This window comes from Thiocapsa bogorovii, from assembly GCF_021228795.1.
GTDB lineage: Bacteria > Pseudomonadota > Gammaproteobacteria > Chromatiales > Chromatiaceae > Thiocapsa > Thiocapsa bogorovii.
Genome location: NZ_CP089309.1, coordinates 3,743,718 through 3,758,990, shown reverse-complemented (window position 1 = coordinate 3,758,990; position 15,273 = coordinate 3,743,718). Strand labels below are relative to the sequence as shown.

Below are 15,273 nucleotides of genomic sequence, written 5' to 3'. Positions count from 1 at the left end.
GGGCCACCTAAGGCGCCGGGACGCGTGCGAGCAGTGCCTCGATGAAGTCGTCCGGCCGGCGGCCTTCCGCCTCCATCTCGTAGGACAGGAGCACGCGATGACGCAGCACATCGGGAGCGAGCGATTGGACATCCTCTGGCGAGACAAAGCTGCGCCCGTTCAGCCAGGCGAGTGCGCGCGAGCAGCGGTCCAGGGCAATGGTCGCGCGCGGGCTTGCGCCGAAACGCAGCCACCCGGCCAAGTCGGGCGAGTAGGCCTCGGGCTTGCGGGTGGCCATGACCAAATGGACCAGATAGTCCTCGACCTCAGGCGCCATATAGAGATCGAGAATGGCATGCCGTGCAGCAAAGACGCTGGCCTGACTCAGGACGACGCCGGGCGACGCGGAGTGATCCCGTCGGGCCCCGTCGCGATTGAGCCGCAGGATGGCTCGCTCGGTCTCGATATCCGGGTAGTCGACCCGGACGTGCATCAGAAAACGATCGAGCTGGGCCTCTGGCAGCGGATAGGTGCCTTCCTGCTCGATCGGGTTCTGCGTGGCCATGACCAGAAAGAGACGCGGCAACGGATAGGTCTCGCGGCCGACGGTCACCTGGCGCTCGCCCATCGCCTCCAAAAGGGCAGATTGCACCTTGGCCGGGGCGCGGTTCACCTCGTCGGCGAGCAGAAGGTTGTGGAAGATCGGGCCGCGGTCGAACCGAAAGGTCCCGTCTTGGGGGCGATAGACCTCGGTCCCGGTGAGATCCGCCGGCAACAGATCCGGGGTGAACTGGATGCGATGGAAGTCGCCCTCGAGCCCGGCGGCAAGCTCCTTCACGGCCGTGGTCTTGGCCAGCCCCGGGGCCCCCTCGACCAACAGATGGCCGTCGGCGAGCAGGGCGATGAGCAGACGATCGATCAGGCCGTGCTGGCCCAGGATGCTCTCGCTGACCTGCCGTCGCAGTGCGGAGAATTCTGTCGCGAGTGAATCAGGCGAGGTGTCGGCGGCAGCAGCGGAGCCGAAGGTGGACGAGGCAGTCGCTGCATCGTCGCGTTTCGAGGCGGTGGTTTGATCCAAGGTCGTCGGTTCCTCCGTCGTGGTGTCGTATCGGACGCCATCGGCGCGGGCCGTTTTCGGACCCGTTCCGTCATGCGTCTCTTATTGTGCCTGCGTTCCGGTTGTCTTTGCGTAAGGCATGGACGCGAGTCCTCCATGCTCCGGCATACGCTGAGGCTAGATCTCCGCACGCCCGAGCCCGAGGTCGATCGAGAGCAGATCCCGCGGGTGGCGACACTGAAAATCAGGCCCTGCGGCCGCCAGGCTCTGCAGAGGCGTATAGCCCCAAGCGACGGCTGCAAAGAGGGCTCGCGCGTCGCGCGCCGCTTCGAGATCGCGCAGCTCGTCGCCGACATAGACCAAGCGCCCGGGGTCGATCCCCTGCACGCTGGCCTGACGGCGCAATGCGCCGGCCTTGCCGAAGAGACCGGTTCCGCCGACGACGGCCTCCAGGCCGGGTAGACGATGACGGCGGACGTACTCCTGCACGCTGGCCCGCGCATTGGAGGACAGGATACCTAACCGATGCCCGCGGTGCAGCAGCGTCTCCAGCACCTCCCCGATACCCTCGATCGGGGCCGTCTCCATTAGATCAACACGCATCGCGCAACGCATCCGTGTAGCAAGCTGCGGCAGCCGATACATGGGCACACCTAAAGCTCGCACGACCTCGAGCGCGTGCATCCCCCTGAGCGCCTCCAGACGCTCCCGGCTCAAGGGCGCGCAACCGAACTCCGGGCCCACCTGCCGGAAGGCCTTCAGTGCCGCATCGAGACTGTCGACAAGGGTACCGTCGAAATCGAACAGGATATGCGTCGACATCAGCCCTCTTAAACTGCGTCCCGCGGCTCATGCACTGTCTTCCGGAAGGTCAGCTTCGAGCTCAGCCTAAACCCATCACAGCGGACGCAGTTTAAAGTCCTTTTCTGGTTGTTCATTCCTGAACCGCGTCTCACCATCGCCATTGGCCGCGACGAGGCGGAGCAACGTGACACACGACGCCTGTCGCTCAGGACGCGGTTCAGCCCTTGAAACCGACCTTCTTATGTGTTCCGTCGCAAAAGGGCTTGTTCTTCGAGGCCCCGCAGCGACAGAGAAACGCCTTGTCGCCTTGCCAGGCAAGCCGACCGCTGCCGGCGCGGATGCTCAGATTACCGGTCAGGACCAGCGGGCCATCGGGCCGCATCTCCACGCCGAGCTTGCCTCCCGTCGCGGTGAGTCCCGGCCCCTTCTGACCCACAGCGCCATAGTCCTCGAATTTGGCCTCGACATGACTGTTGTCGCAGAACGGCTTGTTCTTGGAAGCCCCGCACCGGCAAAGCGCCGCGCGGAAACGCACGCCGGGCATGTCGTCTCCCGCACCTTCGATCTCCAGGTCGCCGGTGAGATAGAGCGGGCCGTTGTAGGCGACCGTCAGGCTGTTTTCCGCAGGTGGCGTCTCGGGAACACCGGCCTTGTCGGTGTAGGTCAAGGCGCCGCTCGGACAGCGCTCGACGATCTCGCGGACCTCCGCCTTCGACACCAGATCCGGCATGCACCAGGGCTGACGCTCGGCCACAAATAGGTCACCCTCGGAGTGACCACATTCCCCGACATGAATGCAGAGACGGCCGTCGAACCGGACGTCGATCTCCTGCCCCGCGAAATCCAATGGTTGTTTCTTGCTCATGCCTACCTCGATGGGATCGGCCGGGACCCGGCCCGCGATGTTCCGGGGCGCTCCGCCGATATCTTGGGATTGATGGACGCTCGGACCGGAAAAACTCAACGGCCCCGGCGATTCGCACGCGCGCGATCACCGACGTCCGCCCGGTTCGATTAGGATGGGGCCCCGGGGATGAACAGGCAACATCCCGCGCCGTGAAGCGTTGCAAGCGGTTTGGACGCAGGCGACGTGAACATTGAACGAGATCCGGCAGTTGACCGCTTCGTGCCCCATGCTAAGGGTTTGACGCGGTAGACGATCGTGGACATCTGACACCTCATCCGCCCGGTGACGGCCGCTACGGCCCCTGGAGCGCGCCCTGCGCGGGGCTTTGCATCCGCAAAACGGCTTTCGGGTTATCATCCCGACCGATCCGGTCGCGGCCGCCCCAGCCTACTTGCCGATAGCCATCGCCGAGGCCACCCGCGGGCAAAACCTCGGCCCGGATCCTCTGCATTCCACATCAATCGCGCGGATCCGCTCCCGATGCCGAACCTGAACATGAAGCACCTGCGCTACTTCTGGGCCGTGGCGACCCACGGTTCCATTGCACGCGCCTCGGAGGTACTGCACCTCACGCCCCAGACCATCAGCGGGCAGCTGCGCGAGCTCGAGGAGCAGATCGGGACCAAGTTGTTCGGAAAAGCCGGACGCAACCTCGCCCTGACGGAAAGCGGGCAGCTCGTGTTCTCCTACGCCGACGAGATCTTCAGGCTGACGAGCGAGCTGCAGGACGTGGTTTCGGGCCGTCCACCGGCCTCCGGCGTGACCTTCAAAGTCGGAATCGCCATGGTCGTGCCCAAGCTGCTCGCCTATCGCGTGCTGGCCCCCGTGCTGGCGCTCCCGGACCCGGTGCGCCTGGTCTGCCACGAGGCAACCCTGACCGATCTTCTGGCCGACCTCTCGGTGCACAAGCTCGACCTGGTTCTCGCCGACAGCCCGGTGAATCCGGCGCTCAACATCCGCGCCTACAATCACATCCTGGGTGAATCCGGAATCAGCTTCTTTGCCGTTCCGGATCTCGCGGCACGCTATCGCGACGACTTTCCGCGCTCGCTCAACGGCGCACCGATGCTGATGCCGACCGGCTCGAGCGCACTCTATCGTGCACTCGAGCATTGGTTCGACCGGCACGACGTGAAGCCGCGCATCGCCGCGGAATTCGAAGACCGCGCGCTCATGAAGGCCTTCGGGGAGGCCGGGGTCGGGATCTTCACGACACCGACCGCGGTGGAGCAAGACATACTGGACAAGTACGGGGTCGCGCTGCTCGCCCGGGTCGACGACATCAAGGAGCGTTATTACGCGATCTCCGCCGAGCGCCACATCAAGCACCCGGCGGTCTCGATCATCACGGAGTCGGCCCGGCACGACCTTTTTGTCCCGCGAGCATGACGGAACGCGCGGCCACGGTTAGATCGATGAGCCCGGATTGAACCCCGGAGGTTCCGACGGATCAAATCCGAGCGCAAAGCTGCGATAATCGCTGCGGACGTCCGATCCCGGACGCAGCCCTTCATCGATCAACGTAAGGACGAGACCATGCACAAGAAAACCATCACGCCTGCCGCCGCCCTCGTCGGTGCCGCCATCGTCGGCAGCCTCGGCGCCTTCGGCGTTGCCCAAGCCGGCAACCCGTTCGCCGCTCAGCCGCTCGACACCGGCTATCTGCAGGTTGCCGGTGCCGACACCGAGGGCAAGTGCGGCGAAGGCAAATGCGGCGCCGACATGGATATGGACGGCAAAGGCGGGGAAGGCAAAGGCGGTGCCGAAAAGGGCACCGAAGGCAAGTGCGGCGAAGGCAAATGCGGCGCCGACATGGGCATGGACGGCGCGACCGACGGCGCCACCTGAACCACCTGAATCAGCTTCGCGGCCGGCCATAAGCCATCCAACGCGTTTGCCATGGTGCCGGCTTGCGATTGGCGCGCCCGCTCGCACGCTTCGGCCGAGCGGGCGTCAGTGGAGGTCGATTTCTGCGGGATCGTCCCGAACGAGTGGATCGGCAAAGGCGATCCGAACCCATGGTGACCGTGCGTCATCCCCTCCTGATGTGAAGGACGCTCGCACTCGATCGGCTCCCCGACCGAGCTCGACCTGAACGTTTTCAGGCCAATCAAATCAGTTCCGGACGGCCACGGGATCCGCGCCTTGGCCACCGGACGGGGCCCGCTGACCTTTACCATCGTCGTCGGCTCCGTGATCGTCATGGCCTCGGGCAAGGGACCGGTCCAAGCCCTCGAGGTCGCGGTCGCACTGACCTTCTCGAGCACCATCATCATCGTCAAGCTGCTCTCCGACAAGGGCGAGCCCGACGCGCTGCATGGGCGCATCGCAATCGGGGTCGTGATCGTGCAGGATATCGCCGTCGTGCTGGCGGTGATGGCGATGAGTGCGCTCAGTACCGGCGCCGACGTGTCGGCCTGGAGTGCCCCGATCTCGCTGGGGGGACGCATCCACAAGCACCCGGTGCCATCAAGCACGCCAGGTTCAATCACACACGCGCCGCGGTGGTCGACTGCCCGCGCCGGTCAGTTTGCAGGGGTCGAAACACAGCTTCCAAGAGGTCAGCAAGCAGCATGCAGCGAACATCCCCCCGAGCATCGCCCATGGCATCCTTCGATCAGCTGGAGCGCTACTACCAGCAGGTGACCCGGATCATCCTGTCGCGCCAGCATCCGATCACGGGCCTACTGCCGGCCAGTACGGCCGTTACGGCCCATGGGGACTACACCGACGCCTGGGTCCGCGACAACGTTTACAGCATCCTGGCCGCCTGGGGACTGGGCCTAGCCTATCGCCGACTCGATGAAAGCGACGGCCGAACCGTGCTGTTGGAACAGAGCGTGGTCAAGCTGATGCGCGGGCTGTTGATCGCGATGATGCGCCAATCCGACAAGGTCGAGCGTTTCAAGCAGACGCTCGACCCGCTCGACGCCCTCCATGCCAAATACGACACCGGCACCGGTGACCCCGTCGTCGGGGACGACGAATGGGGACACCTGCAGATCGACGCGACCTCCCTGTTCCTGCTGATGCTGGCGCAGATGACCGCTTCGGGCCTGCGCATCGTCTTCACCATCGACGAGGTCAATTTCGTCCAGAACCTGGTGCACTACATCGGCCGCGCCTACCGGACCCCGGACTTCGGCATTTGGGAGCGCGGCAATAAGGCCAACCATGGCGTCGCCGAGATCAACAGCAGCTCGGTCGGCATGGCCAAGGCCGCGCTGGAGGCCCTGAACGGCTTCAACCTGTTCGACCAGGGCGGCGGCCAGGCGTCCGTGGTGCATGTGGTGCCCGACGATGTGGCACGCGCCCGCATCACGCTCGAATCGAGCCTGCCGAGCGAGTCCCTGTCGAAGGAGGTCGACGCCGCGACCTTGAGCGTCGTCGGTTTCCCGGCCTTTGCAGTGGAGGATACAACGCTGGTCGACGCAACCGTCGAGGAGGTCGTCGGCAAGCTGGAAGGCCGCTACGGCTGTAAGCGGTTTCTTCGCGACGGCCACCAAACGGCGATCGAGGACCCCGAGCGGCTGCACTACGAGCCCGAGGAGATGTTGCAGTTCGAGCACATCGAATGCGAATGGCCGCTGTTCTTCACCTATTTGCTGCTCCATCACCTGTTCCGCGGCAATGAGCAAGCGGCCCGGGCGTACCGCGACAAGCTGGAAGGTCTGTTGGTTGAGCGCGAGGGCGACCTGCTCCTGCCGGAGCTCTTTCGGGTGCCCGCGGACCGCATCGACGCCGAACGCCAGGCCCCCAACAGCCAAGCGCGCGAGCCCAACGAGAACGTGCCACTGGTCTGGGCGCAGAGCCTCTACGTCCTGGGCGCGCTGATCCAGGATGGCTTGCTCGATGTCGCCGACGTCGACCCGCTCGGCCGACGCCTGCAGGTCGGACGGCACCGCGGGCGTCGGGTGCAGTTTGCACTGCTGGCCGAGTCGCCGAGCGTGAAACTCCAGCTCGAGGACAAGGGCATCAAGGCGGAGACCCGCCGCGAGGTCTCGCCGGTCGTCATCCACGAGGCGGCCGCCCTGGCCGAGGCCTACGGCCAACTCGGCCGCAACCCGCGCCTCGGCCTCACCGGTCGGCCCCTGCGTCACCTGCGCGGCCTGGCAACCAGCACCGTCTACACCATCGAGGGACGGCAGATGCTGTTCCAGCCGCAGTTCATGAATCGCCACGACTTCTACCTGGCCCTCGACAACGCCATGCTGGTCGAGCGGCTGAAGATGGCACTGACCTATGTCAGCAAGCAGTGGGATCAGCCCGGCAGGCCGTTGGTCGTCTTGGTGGTGAGCCAGCGCATGCTGACGGACGATGGTCACGTTGCGTTACTCGACTTTATGAACGCCTGCCGAGAGGGCCAGGTCGGCGGGACACCGGTACAGCTCGGCCGCGTTGCGGCATTTCTGCCCACGGCTGGGCGCGAGCGCATCGACATCCTGCACGGCTACCAATTCCCCGAAGACGCGGGCGAGCAGGACGACCGCCCCTGCTACCCACTACTGCCAAGCGCCGGGGACCAGACCGACGGTGATCCGGCGGTGCACCGATCAGAGCCCCTCGACGCCCTGGATGACGATGCGTTGATGCGGCTGTTGATCACGCGCACGGATCTGCACACCCAGTTCGATGTCTTGCGTCTATTGGCCTCCCGACATGGTCTCGCATTCGACACCGGACTCCAGGACGTGGAGAACAGACCGGCCCGTCTCAGCGACCTGTTCGAAGAGGTCTACATGCGTGCCTGCGAGGCACGCCGCTGGGACCTGATCCGCCTCAGCGCGGCGGTGCTGGGCAAGCACGACATCAATCTCGAGGGCGCCGCCACCGAGATCGTCGTGCACCAGATCGCGCTGAGTGTGTCCCGCTCCTACAGCCGTCACTCGACCTTTCGCCGCCCCATGGGGGCGGCCGAGCTGCTGCAGGCCATCCGCCAATTCAACCCCGATGATCTCCGCGCCCAGATCCTGACGCAGGAGCTGATCCTCAACCTCGGCCTGCTCCTGCGCTCGCACTCGGACCTCTTCAGCGACATGACGCTGATCCGCACCGGACGGCTGCTGCAATTGATCGCGGTGCGGCAGCGGCCGGAGGCCCGCTTGTCGATCAGCGATGCGCTGGATGAACTGCTCGCTCTGCCGCCGCACCGGTTCGCCAAAGCGATTCGGGACGTGCTCGAGCACTACCAGGATGCCACGGACTCCCTGCAAAAGAGGGAGCTCATGCAGGTGTCGTCGGATTCGAGCGGCATGGTCCGCGTGAACTTCGACGCCAGCATGGACCCGGACCTCGCAGACGCCGGGGACTGGCACGAATGGCGCACCGCGCAAGGCAACCTCGCGCGCTTCAGCGACGGCTTTTTCGAAGGGGTTTGGGACATCGTCAATCAGAGCCTCGGCCTGGTCATCGGCGATCAGTGGAACCCCAAGCTGCGGCTCGACCACAAGCTGTGCGCCGACATGACACGCGGCGAGAAGCTCTTCAAAGACCGCGTCACCCACATCCTCAACAAGACTCCGGCACCGGACAGCCTCCAACTCTACAAAGAGGCGTTGCACGTCTTGATGCTTGTGATGAGCAAGAATCCCGAGCTGCGCATCGACGACACCCTCTATCTGGACGTCGTGATCGGCCATGCCGTGCGCCTCGCTTGGGAGCAACGTCACCCGCGGCAGGCGCCGGACTACGACCAGCATCGCGCCGAGGCATGGAACGCGCTCTATCTCGACCCGCCGTCCGCCGTGGCCAACCATGTCATGGATGCGCTGGTGTTTCTGCTGAGCGAGAGCGATCGGCTTGCCGCCGGCGAAGAGCGCGGATGAGCAGAGGCGGCGTCGGGACATCTGGACCTTCGCGATGCGTGAGATGACCTTAAGCGATGTCCGCGATGGGGTGCCTCGGATCCACGACGAATAGGATGTTCTTGAACCGTTTCATCTGATGGGATTCCTGTTCAGTTCGCGGCAACATCATCGCGGTGGTAAGGGCTTGCAACGCCACTTCGGCGCGCCCCGGTGCGGTTCCGGTCGGTAACTGGATCGACAGCATCAAGCAGCACGTCGACGAGATGCGCGTCGCACCGGTCCCTAGAGGAGCACTGAGGTCTTGCTGACCTTTCCAGAGCGTGCAGGCCGATGATCTCCGTTAACCACACGCCATCTGCCGGCTGGATACGCCGAGCCGTGTCCATTTGAAGCAGTACGAACCCAACAGAGCTCCCAAGCAAGACGACCGCTCATGGCGGCGATCCAAAGCGAGCCCATAAGCGTGTAAGGCGCCGCTGCAGCGGGCTTGGCTTACGCACGGAGGTATAGACGTCGCGCGAATCGAGCGCGCCTGAGAGCGTCTCTCCGCGAAGATAGCGGGCGATCAAAGCGCCGATGATCTCGAACGACGCCTGGTCACGGTCGGCGACTCGGGGCGTCGCATGCGGCGTGATGAGTGTCCGAGGGGCGGTCCAGAGCGGGCTCGTAGGCGGCAAAGGCTCCATTGCCACAACATCGAGTCCTGCTCCGCCGAGGTGTCCGCGCTTGAGTGCGGCCAGCAACGCCCGCTCGTCGACCAAAGCACCGCGCGCGACATTGATCAGGTATGCACCCCGAGGCAAGGCGTCCAATTCCGCCGAGCCGACCAACCCCCGGCTTACGTCGTTGAGGGATGCCGCCAGCACAAGGACTTGCGCACGCTCTAATTGGGGGCTCAATCGGTCACCCGCATCCGCGGCGTAGACTTCATCAAAACCGTCTGGAACGGGCGCGACACGACGACGATAGCCAATTACCGTCATCCCCATGACCCGGCAATAGCGTGCCAGTTGGCTCCCCGTATGCCCGCAACCGACGATCACGAGGGTGCGCCCCTCGAGGCTCCGTCGATTCTCGAGTCCCGGCAATCCCCACACACGGCGACGTTGCGCTCGCCACAGGCGGGGCGCCTCGTGCGAGAGTGCGAGCATGAAATAGAGCGCGTGCTCCGCGACCGCCGAGGCCGAGCGACCGGCCGAGGTCGTGACGATGAATCGGCCGTCGAGCAATTCGGGCGGTGCAAAGCCGTCGATGCCGGCATGGTCGCAGTGGAGCCAACGCAAACAGGGTGCCTCCAAAACGTGACGGTCCGGGTTGCCGTTCAGGATCGCGACGTCCGCCTCTCGGAGTGCCTCCCGCGCCGCCGTGCTGCCCGGATCGGCGAGCGTAACCTGCGCTGCCCCGAGTCGCTGGACCAGCTCAAGGCGTAAGGACTCCGGCCAACGGACGGTCACGAGGGCATGGCGAATCTCCATCAGCGTCTATTGGATCGGTCAAGCTCAAGGATGCACTCGTTCAGCCATGCGGCCGCCTCTTGAAGGACAGCGTGATCGGGCAGATCTACGCTGACTTGAGGGTCGGGATGGTTGGCAAAGCACCAGGCGAGGTTCCGGTTGATCTGATAGGCGGCGAAGCCGGCGCGCGTCTCGATCGGTGTCTCCGGGAGGTAAATACGCTCCCCACCCGCATGCCAAAGCCTCGACTGAGCCATTCCGTAGTGGACATGCGGACTGGCCTCGTGCAGATCCAACCGCAAGAGTTCTTGGTTTTTCCAATACACGGATGCCGATGGCCCGAGCACGCCTGGTCGATCGAGCCAGTAGACGGTAAGCTCGACCCTCGGGCCCATTGGGTAGGTGCGCAAATCAGAAACCCCAACCCGCTTAGGTGCCGCGGACGCCAAACCGTCGAGGACGGCCGAATCCGCACGACGCAACATCGCGCATGCCTGACGCCTCGTCTTTTCCTTGAGACGCGCAAGTATTCGCCGGGCCACTCGAAGTGCGGAAGCGAAAAGGGCGTCGTCGGATGCCGTGGTGATCGAACCCCTATGCTTCATATGCTTTACATTCCTTTTGTACGATAAAAAAGAGAGTCAACGACGCATGACAAAACCCTTATCGAGATCGAGATTGATTGCCGGACATCCGCTTGAGGGCGCTGAGCTGCACCGAATCGCAGCCCAGAAGGATCGAAGAGGATCATTTGCGGAGATCTTCCAAGAACACTGGGGGAGCTGCATCTCCCCCGTGCAATGGAGCTTCGTGCGCTCCGAGGCAGAAGTGCTGCGCGGGATGCATTTACACCTCCGTCACGACGAGTATTTCTGCTGTCTGGAAGGAAAGGTCTTACTTGGTCTTCGTGATCTTCGAGGTACATCCCCGACCCGCGATAAATGGTCCCTCTACGAGTTGCACGGCGAGGACCCTGCCGCGCTGACATTCCCGCGTGGGATCCTGCACGGCTGGTACTTCCCCGAGCGCTCGTTGCATATCCAAGCCGTCTCCGAAGCCTACTGCGACTATGGCGACGACGACAATTGGGGGTGCCACTGGGCCGACCCGGAATTGGAGATTCCATGGCCGCAGACGCATGCGATTCTAAGCAATTCGGCTGCAAATTTCCCGACCCTTCAGGACCTCCGCGCCAGACTCACCGACGCAATCGACGCCTAAGCCAGCGGCGGAACGCAATGGCGGGAGGATGCCCGCCGACGAGCAGCGCGCGCTTGAGACGCTCCTGCAGCGTGAGCCGATCCGTGAGCACCTCGCCGAGCGCGCCATAAAGCTTCTCGGCGAGCGCCGGGGGATCGTTGATTAGGGCCGACCAGACCTTCAGTTCTTCGGCACGCTGCTGCGTCGGCCATCCGGGATGATGGCCGCGCTTGAAGTAGACGATCGAGGGCGTTGCGAGACCGACACCTCTGCAACCCGGCTGCGACAGCATCTGATGCTGCATGTAATGATCGGTAAACCAGTCGTCCGGCGTCGTTCGCCACCCGAACGGGAGTTTTCGATAAAAATCCAGACGATGCGCCATCGTCGACAACATGACACCCATACGGCCATTGCGAACGAGTCGCGCACGCTGCGCCGAGTTTCCGCTGTCGAGCTTGAACTCGGGGACAACCCGACCGTCTTCCTTGACATCGAGATATCCGCAGTTGGCGAAGTCATGGCGCGTCAGTGCTCGGTGCATCTGATCGACATGATGCGGGAGCATGAGGTCCCGGTCGCAGAGATAGCAGACGATCTCCCCGTCGGCGTGATTGGTCAGGATCTTATGACGGTTGGTCTCGCCGCGCCGGGTGCCCTTGGGGAAATCGAAGACGCGAACCCTCGAGTCCTGATGCGCGAGCGCTTCGGACGCCGCACGCGTGTCGTCTTCGGCACCGTCACAGACGATAAAGACCTCGAGGTCCGTAACCGTCTGACGCAAGACGCTGCCGACCGAGTATCGAAGCAATGGACCTCGATCGATACTGGTCGGTACGATGACGGTCGCCCGGCAGCTCATGAAGCGCCTCCGCTGTTGGCCATCTGCTGAAGGCACATCAGTGTCTCGACAACGGCGAGACCCTCGGCGGCATCGGTCGGCGGCACCGGGCCGCCGCCCAAATAATCGATGAAACAGCCCAGCTCAAGACTCAACGCGGACTCACGCGAGACAGGGCGTCGCTCGGTCCTCGAATCAAATGGGATCCGCGTGTCGCCCTCGCGCGTGATCTCGATGAATCCCGCGTCCGGATCCGTCATTACGGCGACACCACCTTCGCAATGCAAACGGACTTCGCGACGCTTATCGCGATAGCGGTTGGACACCTCCAGGGCCAGCCAGGGCGACTCGCCGCATACCCCGACGAGGCCGCAGATGCGCGAGCCTTGCCGTTCGGCGAGCACGAACCTGGGAGCAGGAATGAACCCCAAGACGGCAAGGGCGATGCTGATATCGTGAGGCGCGAGATTCCAGAGGCTATCGACATCCGTGCGAGGACTCGTCCAATTGGTTCTTACCGTCCGCACACCTGCAACCGAGCCAAGCTCGCCGCTTCGTGCAATCTCGGCGAGCGCCCGGATGCCCGGATGATAGCGCCAAATATGCATCACGAAGACGCGCGTACCGCCTTGGCGAACGATCAGGCGAGCCTCCTCTGCATCCGCCGTAAGGGGCTTCTCGACGAACAGCGGACAGGAGAATTGGTCGAGGAGCTGAAGAACGAGCCGACAATGATTCGTCGCCGGAGTAGCAACGATGATACCGTCGACTGCCGGCAAAGCGGCGATCTCGGCCGAAACGCTGCGTGCGCCCGCCGCGATTGCCGCTTTGCGGCGCGACTCCGATGTTTCCACTATGTCGGGTTGCACCCCAAGCGCAAGGAGTGTTTGCAGAATCGCCTCGCCCCAGATGCCGTATCCGATCAGGCCGAGACGCATCGTATCGTTTTTCATCGGCACTACCGATCCCCTCAGCAATAATCCCCGGATCCCACGCTGCACCGCGATGGCGTCGCGGATGCGAGAGCATAACGCAATCCGCGGCCACATCGAGGCGCGTGACCGAGACAAGGGTATCGCGCCGCCCTCCACGCCGCCGCGGGGATTCGCACGCCGCCCGTTACAGCCTCACTCCGACCGAGTAGTATCGGGTACCCCGCAAACTACCGAGAACAATCCATCCGCAACAGGCTCGCGCTTTGTTCCGGCCCCGTCGGTACGCATGCCTCAACCACCCATTCAACCGGAACCACGCCCTCATGGCCTCGAACTACGAAGACTTCTTTAACCTCGGCCGCTTCGGCATCGTCGGACACACCGTAACCAAGCCCTTTCCGATCCTCAGTTATCGGCGACTGAAGGCGATGGGCAAGACCGTCTATCCGATCGACCCCAGCACCATGCTCGTCGACCGTGATCCCGCATATCCGACGCTTGCATCTTTACCCCAAGCCGTCGATGGACTCATCATCGAGGTTCCGAAGGCCGAGACCGCAGGCTGGGTTTCCGCGGCCGCGGATGCCGGGATCGGGCATGTCTGGATCCACATGGCCCACGACACACCGGAGGCAGTCGCAATCGCCGCGGAGAAGGGCATCAATCTGCGCACCGGCACCTGCGCCGTCATGTATCTCAATCCCGGACCGTCCGTTCACGGCATCCACAAGCTCGTCATGAAGCTGACCGGGAAGTACTGACGCGCGCCCGTCGATTCGGCCCGAAGGTGGCCCGTCCCGCTCGCAGTGCCCGGGACGCGGGCGCCTCGGCCGACCAACTACCGGAGCCTCGATCCGTGAACTTCGGGACCGCATGTCGTGGCGTCGCGGGAAAGGGTTCCAGGCCCGCATTCCGCGACGGCGCGAACCCTGAGCATACCGATCACGACCCGAGACGAACATGAGCCGACCTGACACCCCCGAGGACCCTTACCTGCGTGCCTTTCGCGGCAGCTTCACCTCCGCACTGCGCTGGCATCAGCTCGACGCTCTCTGGGCGCGGATCGACGCGCGCGCGGATGCGGGTTGGTTTATCTACGCGGTCGGCGAGCCACCGCCGGCAGCCGCGACCGATGCGACCGGCGTCAGGACCTTCGTGGCGGAGATCGACAGACTGCTGCGCGCCGAGCATCGCGAGGATTATTGCGGCATCGTCTATGCCGACGATTTACAGGCACCGACCTTCGTCAAAATCTATGACCCGAACAACTTAGGTGTGGTGTGCGGTTTCAGCAACGCCCCTCCGCTGCCCGGCTGGGTGATGAGCCTGATTCCACCGGTTGATCTACCGAGCACACGTCCCCCGCCGAAGAACCGGCGGCACTGGTGGAACCGATTGTTCGGATAGGAGGAGCTCGGACCTGAACGAGGCGGCGATTCGACATCGCGCCTCGGCGAGGGGATCCCTGAATGGAGGCACGACGCGATGGATCCGAGTCAGGCGTTCTCGATACATGTGGACGATCGCGAGACATCGAGCCCGGTCCTCGCGGCCTTGCGTCGTCACCCGGAATTCCGAATTCGGATCGAGCGCCTCCCGGTCGGCGACTACCTGATCGACGACAGCCTGCTCTTCGAGCGCAAGACACTGATTGATTTGGTGGCCTCGATCAAGGACGGGCGTCTTTTCGCGCAGGCCGAACGTCTGGCGACTGCCGGGCCGCGCGGTGCGCTGATCCTCGAAGGCACCACACGAGACCTGACCAAGAGCCACATGCGGCGCGAGGCGATCCAGGGTGCACTCGTGACCCTGACCTTGTTCTTCGGTCTGCCGCTTCTACGCGCTCGGGATCCGGAGGAATCGGCGCGGTTGATGCTCTTCGCCGCGCGCCAGCAACGGGCATTCGCCCGGGGCGCCATCCCGCGTCACGGCAAACGACCACGCGGGAAAGCGCGTCTCCAAAGCCATATTCTGCAAGGACTGCCGAGGATCGGGCCTGAACGGGCGAAACGACTGATCGAGCATTTCGGCAGTATCGAGGCCGTGATCGCGGCGGATACCGATGCCTTGACCGCGGTGCCCGGCATCGGCGATGCAGTCGCCGAGACGATCCGTTGGGTGGTGCGGGAGAGCCCCGCCGGCATATACCGAGCACACACGGATTTTTCGCCGCATTGTACGCCCCGCATGAGCCGGGACCGGCGCGCGCCTCCGGCCCGAAGGGCCACTACGCCCCGTCGACTGGCTTTGTCCCGGCGCGCGCGAGAGGTAACCTGCTTTCCGAAAAAG

Annotated in this window: 15 protein-coding genes and 1 pseudogene; 8 read left to right on the top strand and 8 right to left on the bottom strand. The window is 64.0% G+C overall.

Features of this window, described 5'->3' with window-relative positions; all coding sequences use genetic code 11:
* Positions 1–7: 7 nt before the first annotated feature.
* From LT988_RS16810 to LT988_RS16800, 3 genes are all read right to left on the bottom strand, one after another.
* Positions 8–943 (bottom strand): AAA family ATPase, encoded by a 936-nt coding sequence (locus LT988_RS16810; RefSeq protein ID WP_232410607.1) that lies wholly within the window; start codon positions 941–943, stop codon positions 8–10.
* A 270-nt stretch (positions 944–1,213) separates the two neighbouring features.
* Positions 1,214–1,858, bottom strand: coding sequence for an HAD hydrolase-like protein (locus LT988_RS16805; RefSeq protein ID WP_232406681.1), 645 nt, complete (start codon positions 1,856–1,858; stop codon positions 1,214–1,216).
* A gap of 199 nt (positions 1,859–2,057) precedes the next feature.
* Positions 2,058–2,705: a CDGSH iron-sulfur domain-containing protein gene (locus tag LT988_RS16800; RefSeq protein WP_232406680.1), complete on the bottom strand. Its 648-nt coding sequence runs from the start codon at positions 2,703–2,705 to the stop codon at positions 2,058–2,060.
* Between the two features lie 522 nt (positions 2,706–3,227).
* Between LT988_RS16800 and nhaR the strand changes: the two genes are divergently transcribed.
* From nhaR to LT988_RS16780, 4 genes are all read left to right on the top strand, one after another.
* A complete protein-coding gene (nhaR, locus tag LT988_RS16795) occupies positions 3,228–4,136 on the top strand; it encodes a transcriptional activator NhaR (protein WP_232406679.1) in 909 nt (302 codons plus the stop codon).
* A gap of 147 nt (positions 4,137–4,283) precedes the next feature.
* On the top strand, positions 4,284–4,595 hold the full coding sequence (locus LT988_RS16790) for an HvfA family oxazolone/thioamide-modified RiPP metallophore (protein WP_232406678.1): 312 nt from the start codon (positions 4,284–4,286) through the stop codon (positions 4,593–4,595).
* Positions 4,596–4,892: 297 nt separating this feature from the next.
* Positions 4,893–5,393: a cation:proton antiporter domain-containing protein gene (locus LT988_RS16785; RefSeq protein WP_232406677.1), complete on the top strand. Its 501-nt coding sequence runs from the start codon at positions 4,893–4,895 to the stop codon at positions 5,391–5,393.
* The gene (locus LT988_RS16780) at positions 5,351–8,572 is read left to right on the top strand and encodes a glycoside hydrolase family 15 protein (protein ID WP_232406676.1); all 3,222 of its coding nucleotides are present in this window, start codon (positions 5,351–5,353) and stop codon (positions 8,570–8,572) included. The genes LT988_RS16785 and LT988_RS16780 overlap by 43 nt, the downstream gene beginning before the upstream one ends.
* Positions 8,573–8,621: 49 nt before the next feature.
* On the opposite strand, the gene LT988_RS16775 is transcribed toward LT988_RS16780, so the two are convergent.
* The 3 genes from LT988_RS16775 to LT988_RS16765 form a co-directional block, all read right to left on the bottom strand.
* Positions 8,622–8,798, bottom strand: a complete 177-nt coding sequence (locus LT988_RS16775; protein ID WP_232406675.1) for a hypothetical protein — start codon at positions 8,796–8,798, stop codon at positions 8,622–8,624.
* 187 nt (positions 8,799–8,985) lie between these two features.
* A complete protein-coding gene (locus LT988_RS16770) occupies positions 8,986–10,029 on the bottom strand; it encodes a D-2-hydroxyacid dehydrogenase (protein WP_232406674.1) in 1,044 nt (347 codons plus the stop codon).
* Entirely contained in the window at positions 10,029–10,418 is a 390-nt protein-coding gene (locus LT988_RS16765; RefSeq protein ID WP_232406673.1) for a hypothetical protein, read from the bottom strand. The genes LT988_RS16770 and LT988_RS16765 overlap by 1 nt, the downstream gene beginning before the upstream one ends.
* Before the next feature lie 268 nt (positions 10,419–10,686).
* Here LT988_RS16765 and LT988_RS16760 point away from each other — a divergent pair, with 268 nt between their 5' ends.
* Entirely contained in the window at positions 10,687–11,229 is a 543-nt protein-coding gene (locus tag LT988_RS16760) for a dTDP-4-dehydrorhamnose 3,5-epimerase family protein (protein ID WP_232406672.1), read from the top strand.
* Here LT988_RS16760 and LT988_RS16755 read toward each other — a convergent pair.
* On the bottom strand, positions 11,207–12,070 hold the full coding sequence (locus LT988_RS16755; RefSeq protein WP_232406671.1) for a glycosyltransferase family A protein: 864 nt from the start codon (positions 12,068–12,070) through the stop codon (positions 11,207–11,209). The genes LT988_RS16760 and LT988_RS16755 overlap by 23 nt on opposite strands.
* Positions 12,067–13,002 (bottom strand): Gfo/Idh/MocA family protein, encoded by a 936-nt coding sequence (locus LT988_RS16750; protein WP_232406670.1) that lies wholly within the window; start codon positions 13,000–13,002, stop codon positions 12,067–12,069. The genes LT988_RS16755 and LT988_RS16750 overlap by 4 nt, the downstream gene beginning before the upstream one ends.
* 305 nt (positions 13,003–13,307) lie before the next feature.
* Here LT988_RS16750 and LT988_RS16745 point away from each other — a divergent pair, with 305 nt between their 5' ends.
* From LT988_RS16745 to LT988_RS16735, 3 genes and pseudogenes are all read left to right on the top strand, one after another.
* Positions 13,308–13,745: a CoA-binding protein gene (locus LT988_RS16745; protein ID WP_232406669.1), complete on the top strand. Its 438-nt coding sequence runs from the start codon at positions 13,308–13,310 to the stop codon at positions 13,743–13,745.
* 199 nt (positions 13,746–13,944) lie between these two features.
* Positions 13,945–14,391: a hypothetical protein gene (locus tag LT988_RS16740; protein WP_232406668.1), complete on the top strand. Its 447-nt coding sequence runs from the start codon at positions 13,945–13,947 to the stop codon at positions 14,389–14,391.
* 78 nt (positions 14,392–14,469) lie between these two features.
* Positions 14,470–15,039: pseudogene (locus LT988_RS16735) on the top strand (ERCC4 domain-containing protein); the annotation flags it as partial.
* Between the last annotated feature and the right edge of the window lie 234 nt (positions 15,040–15,273).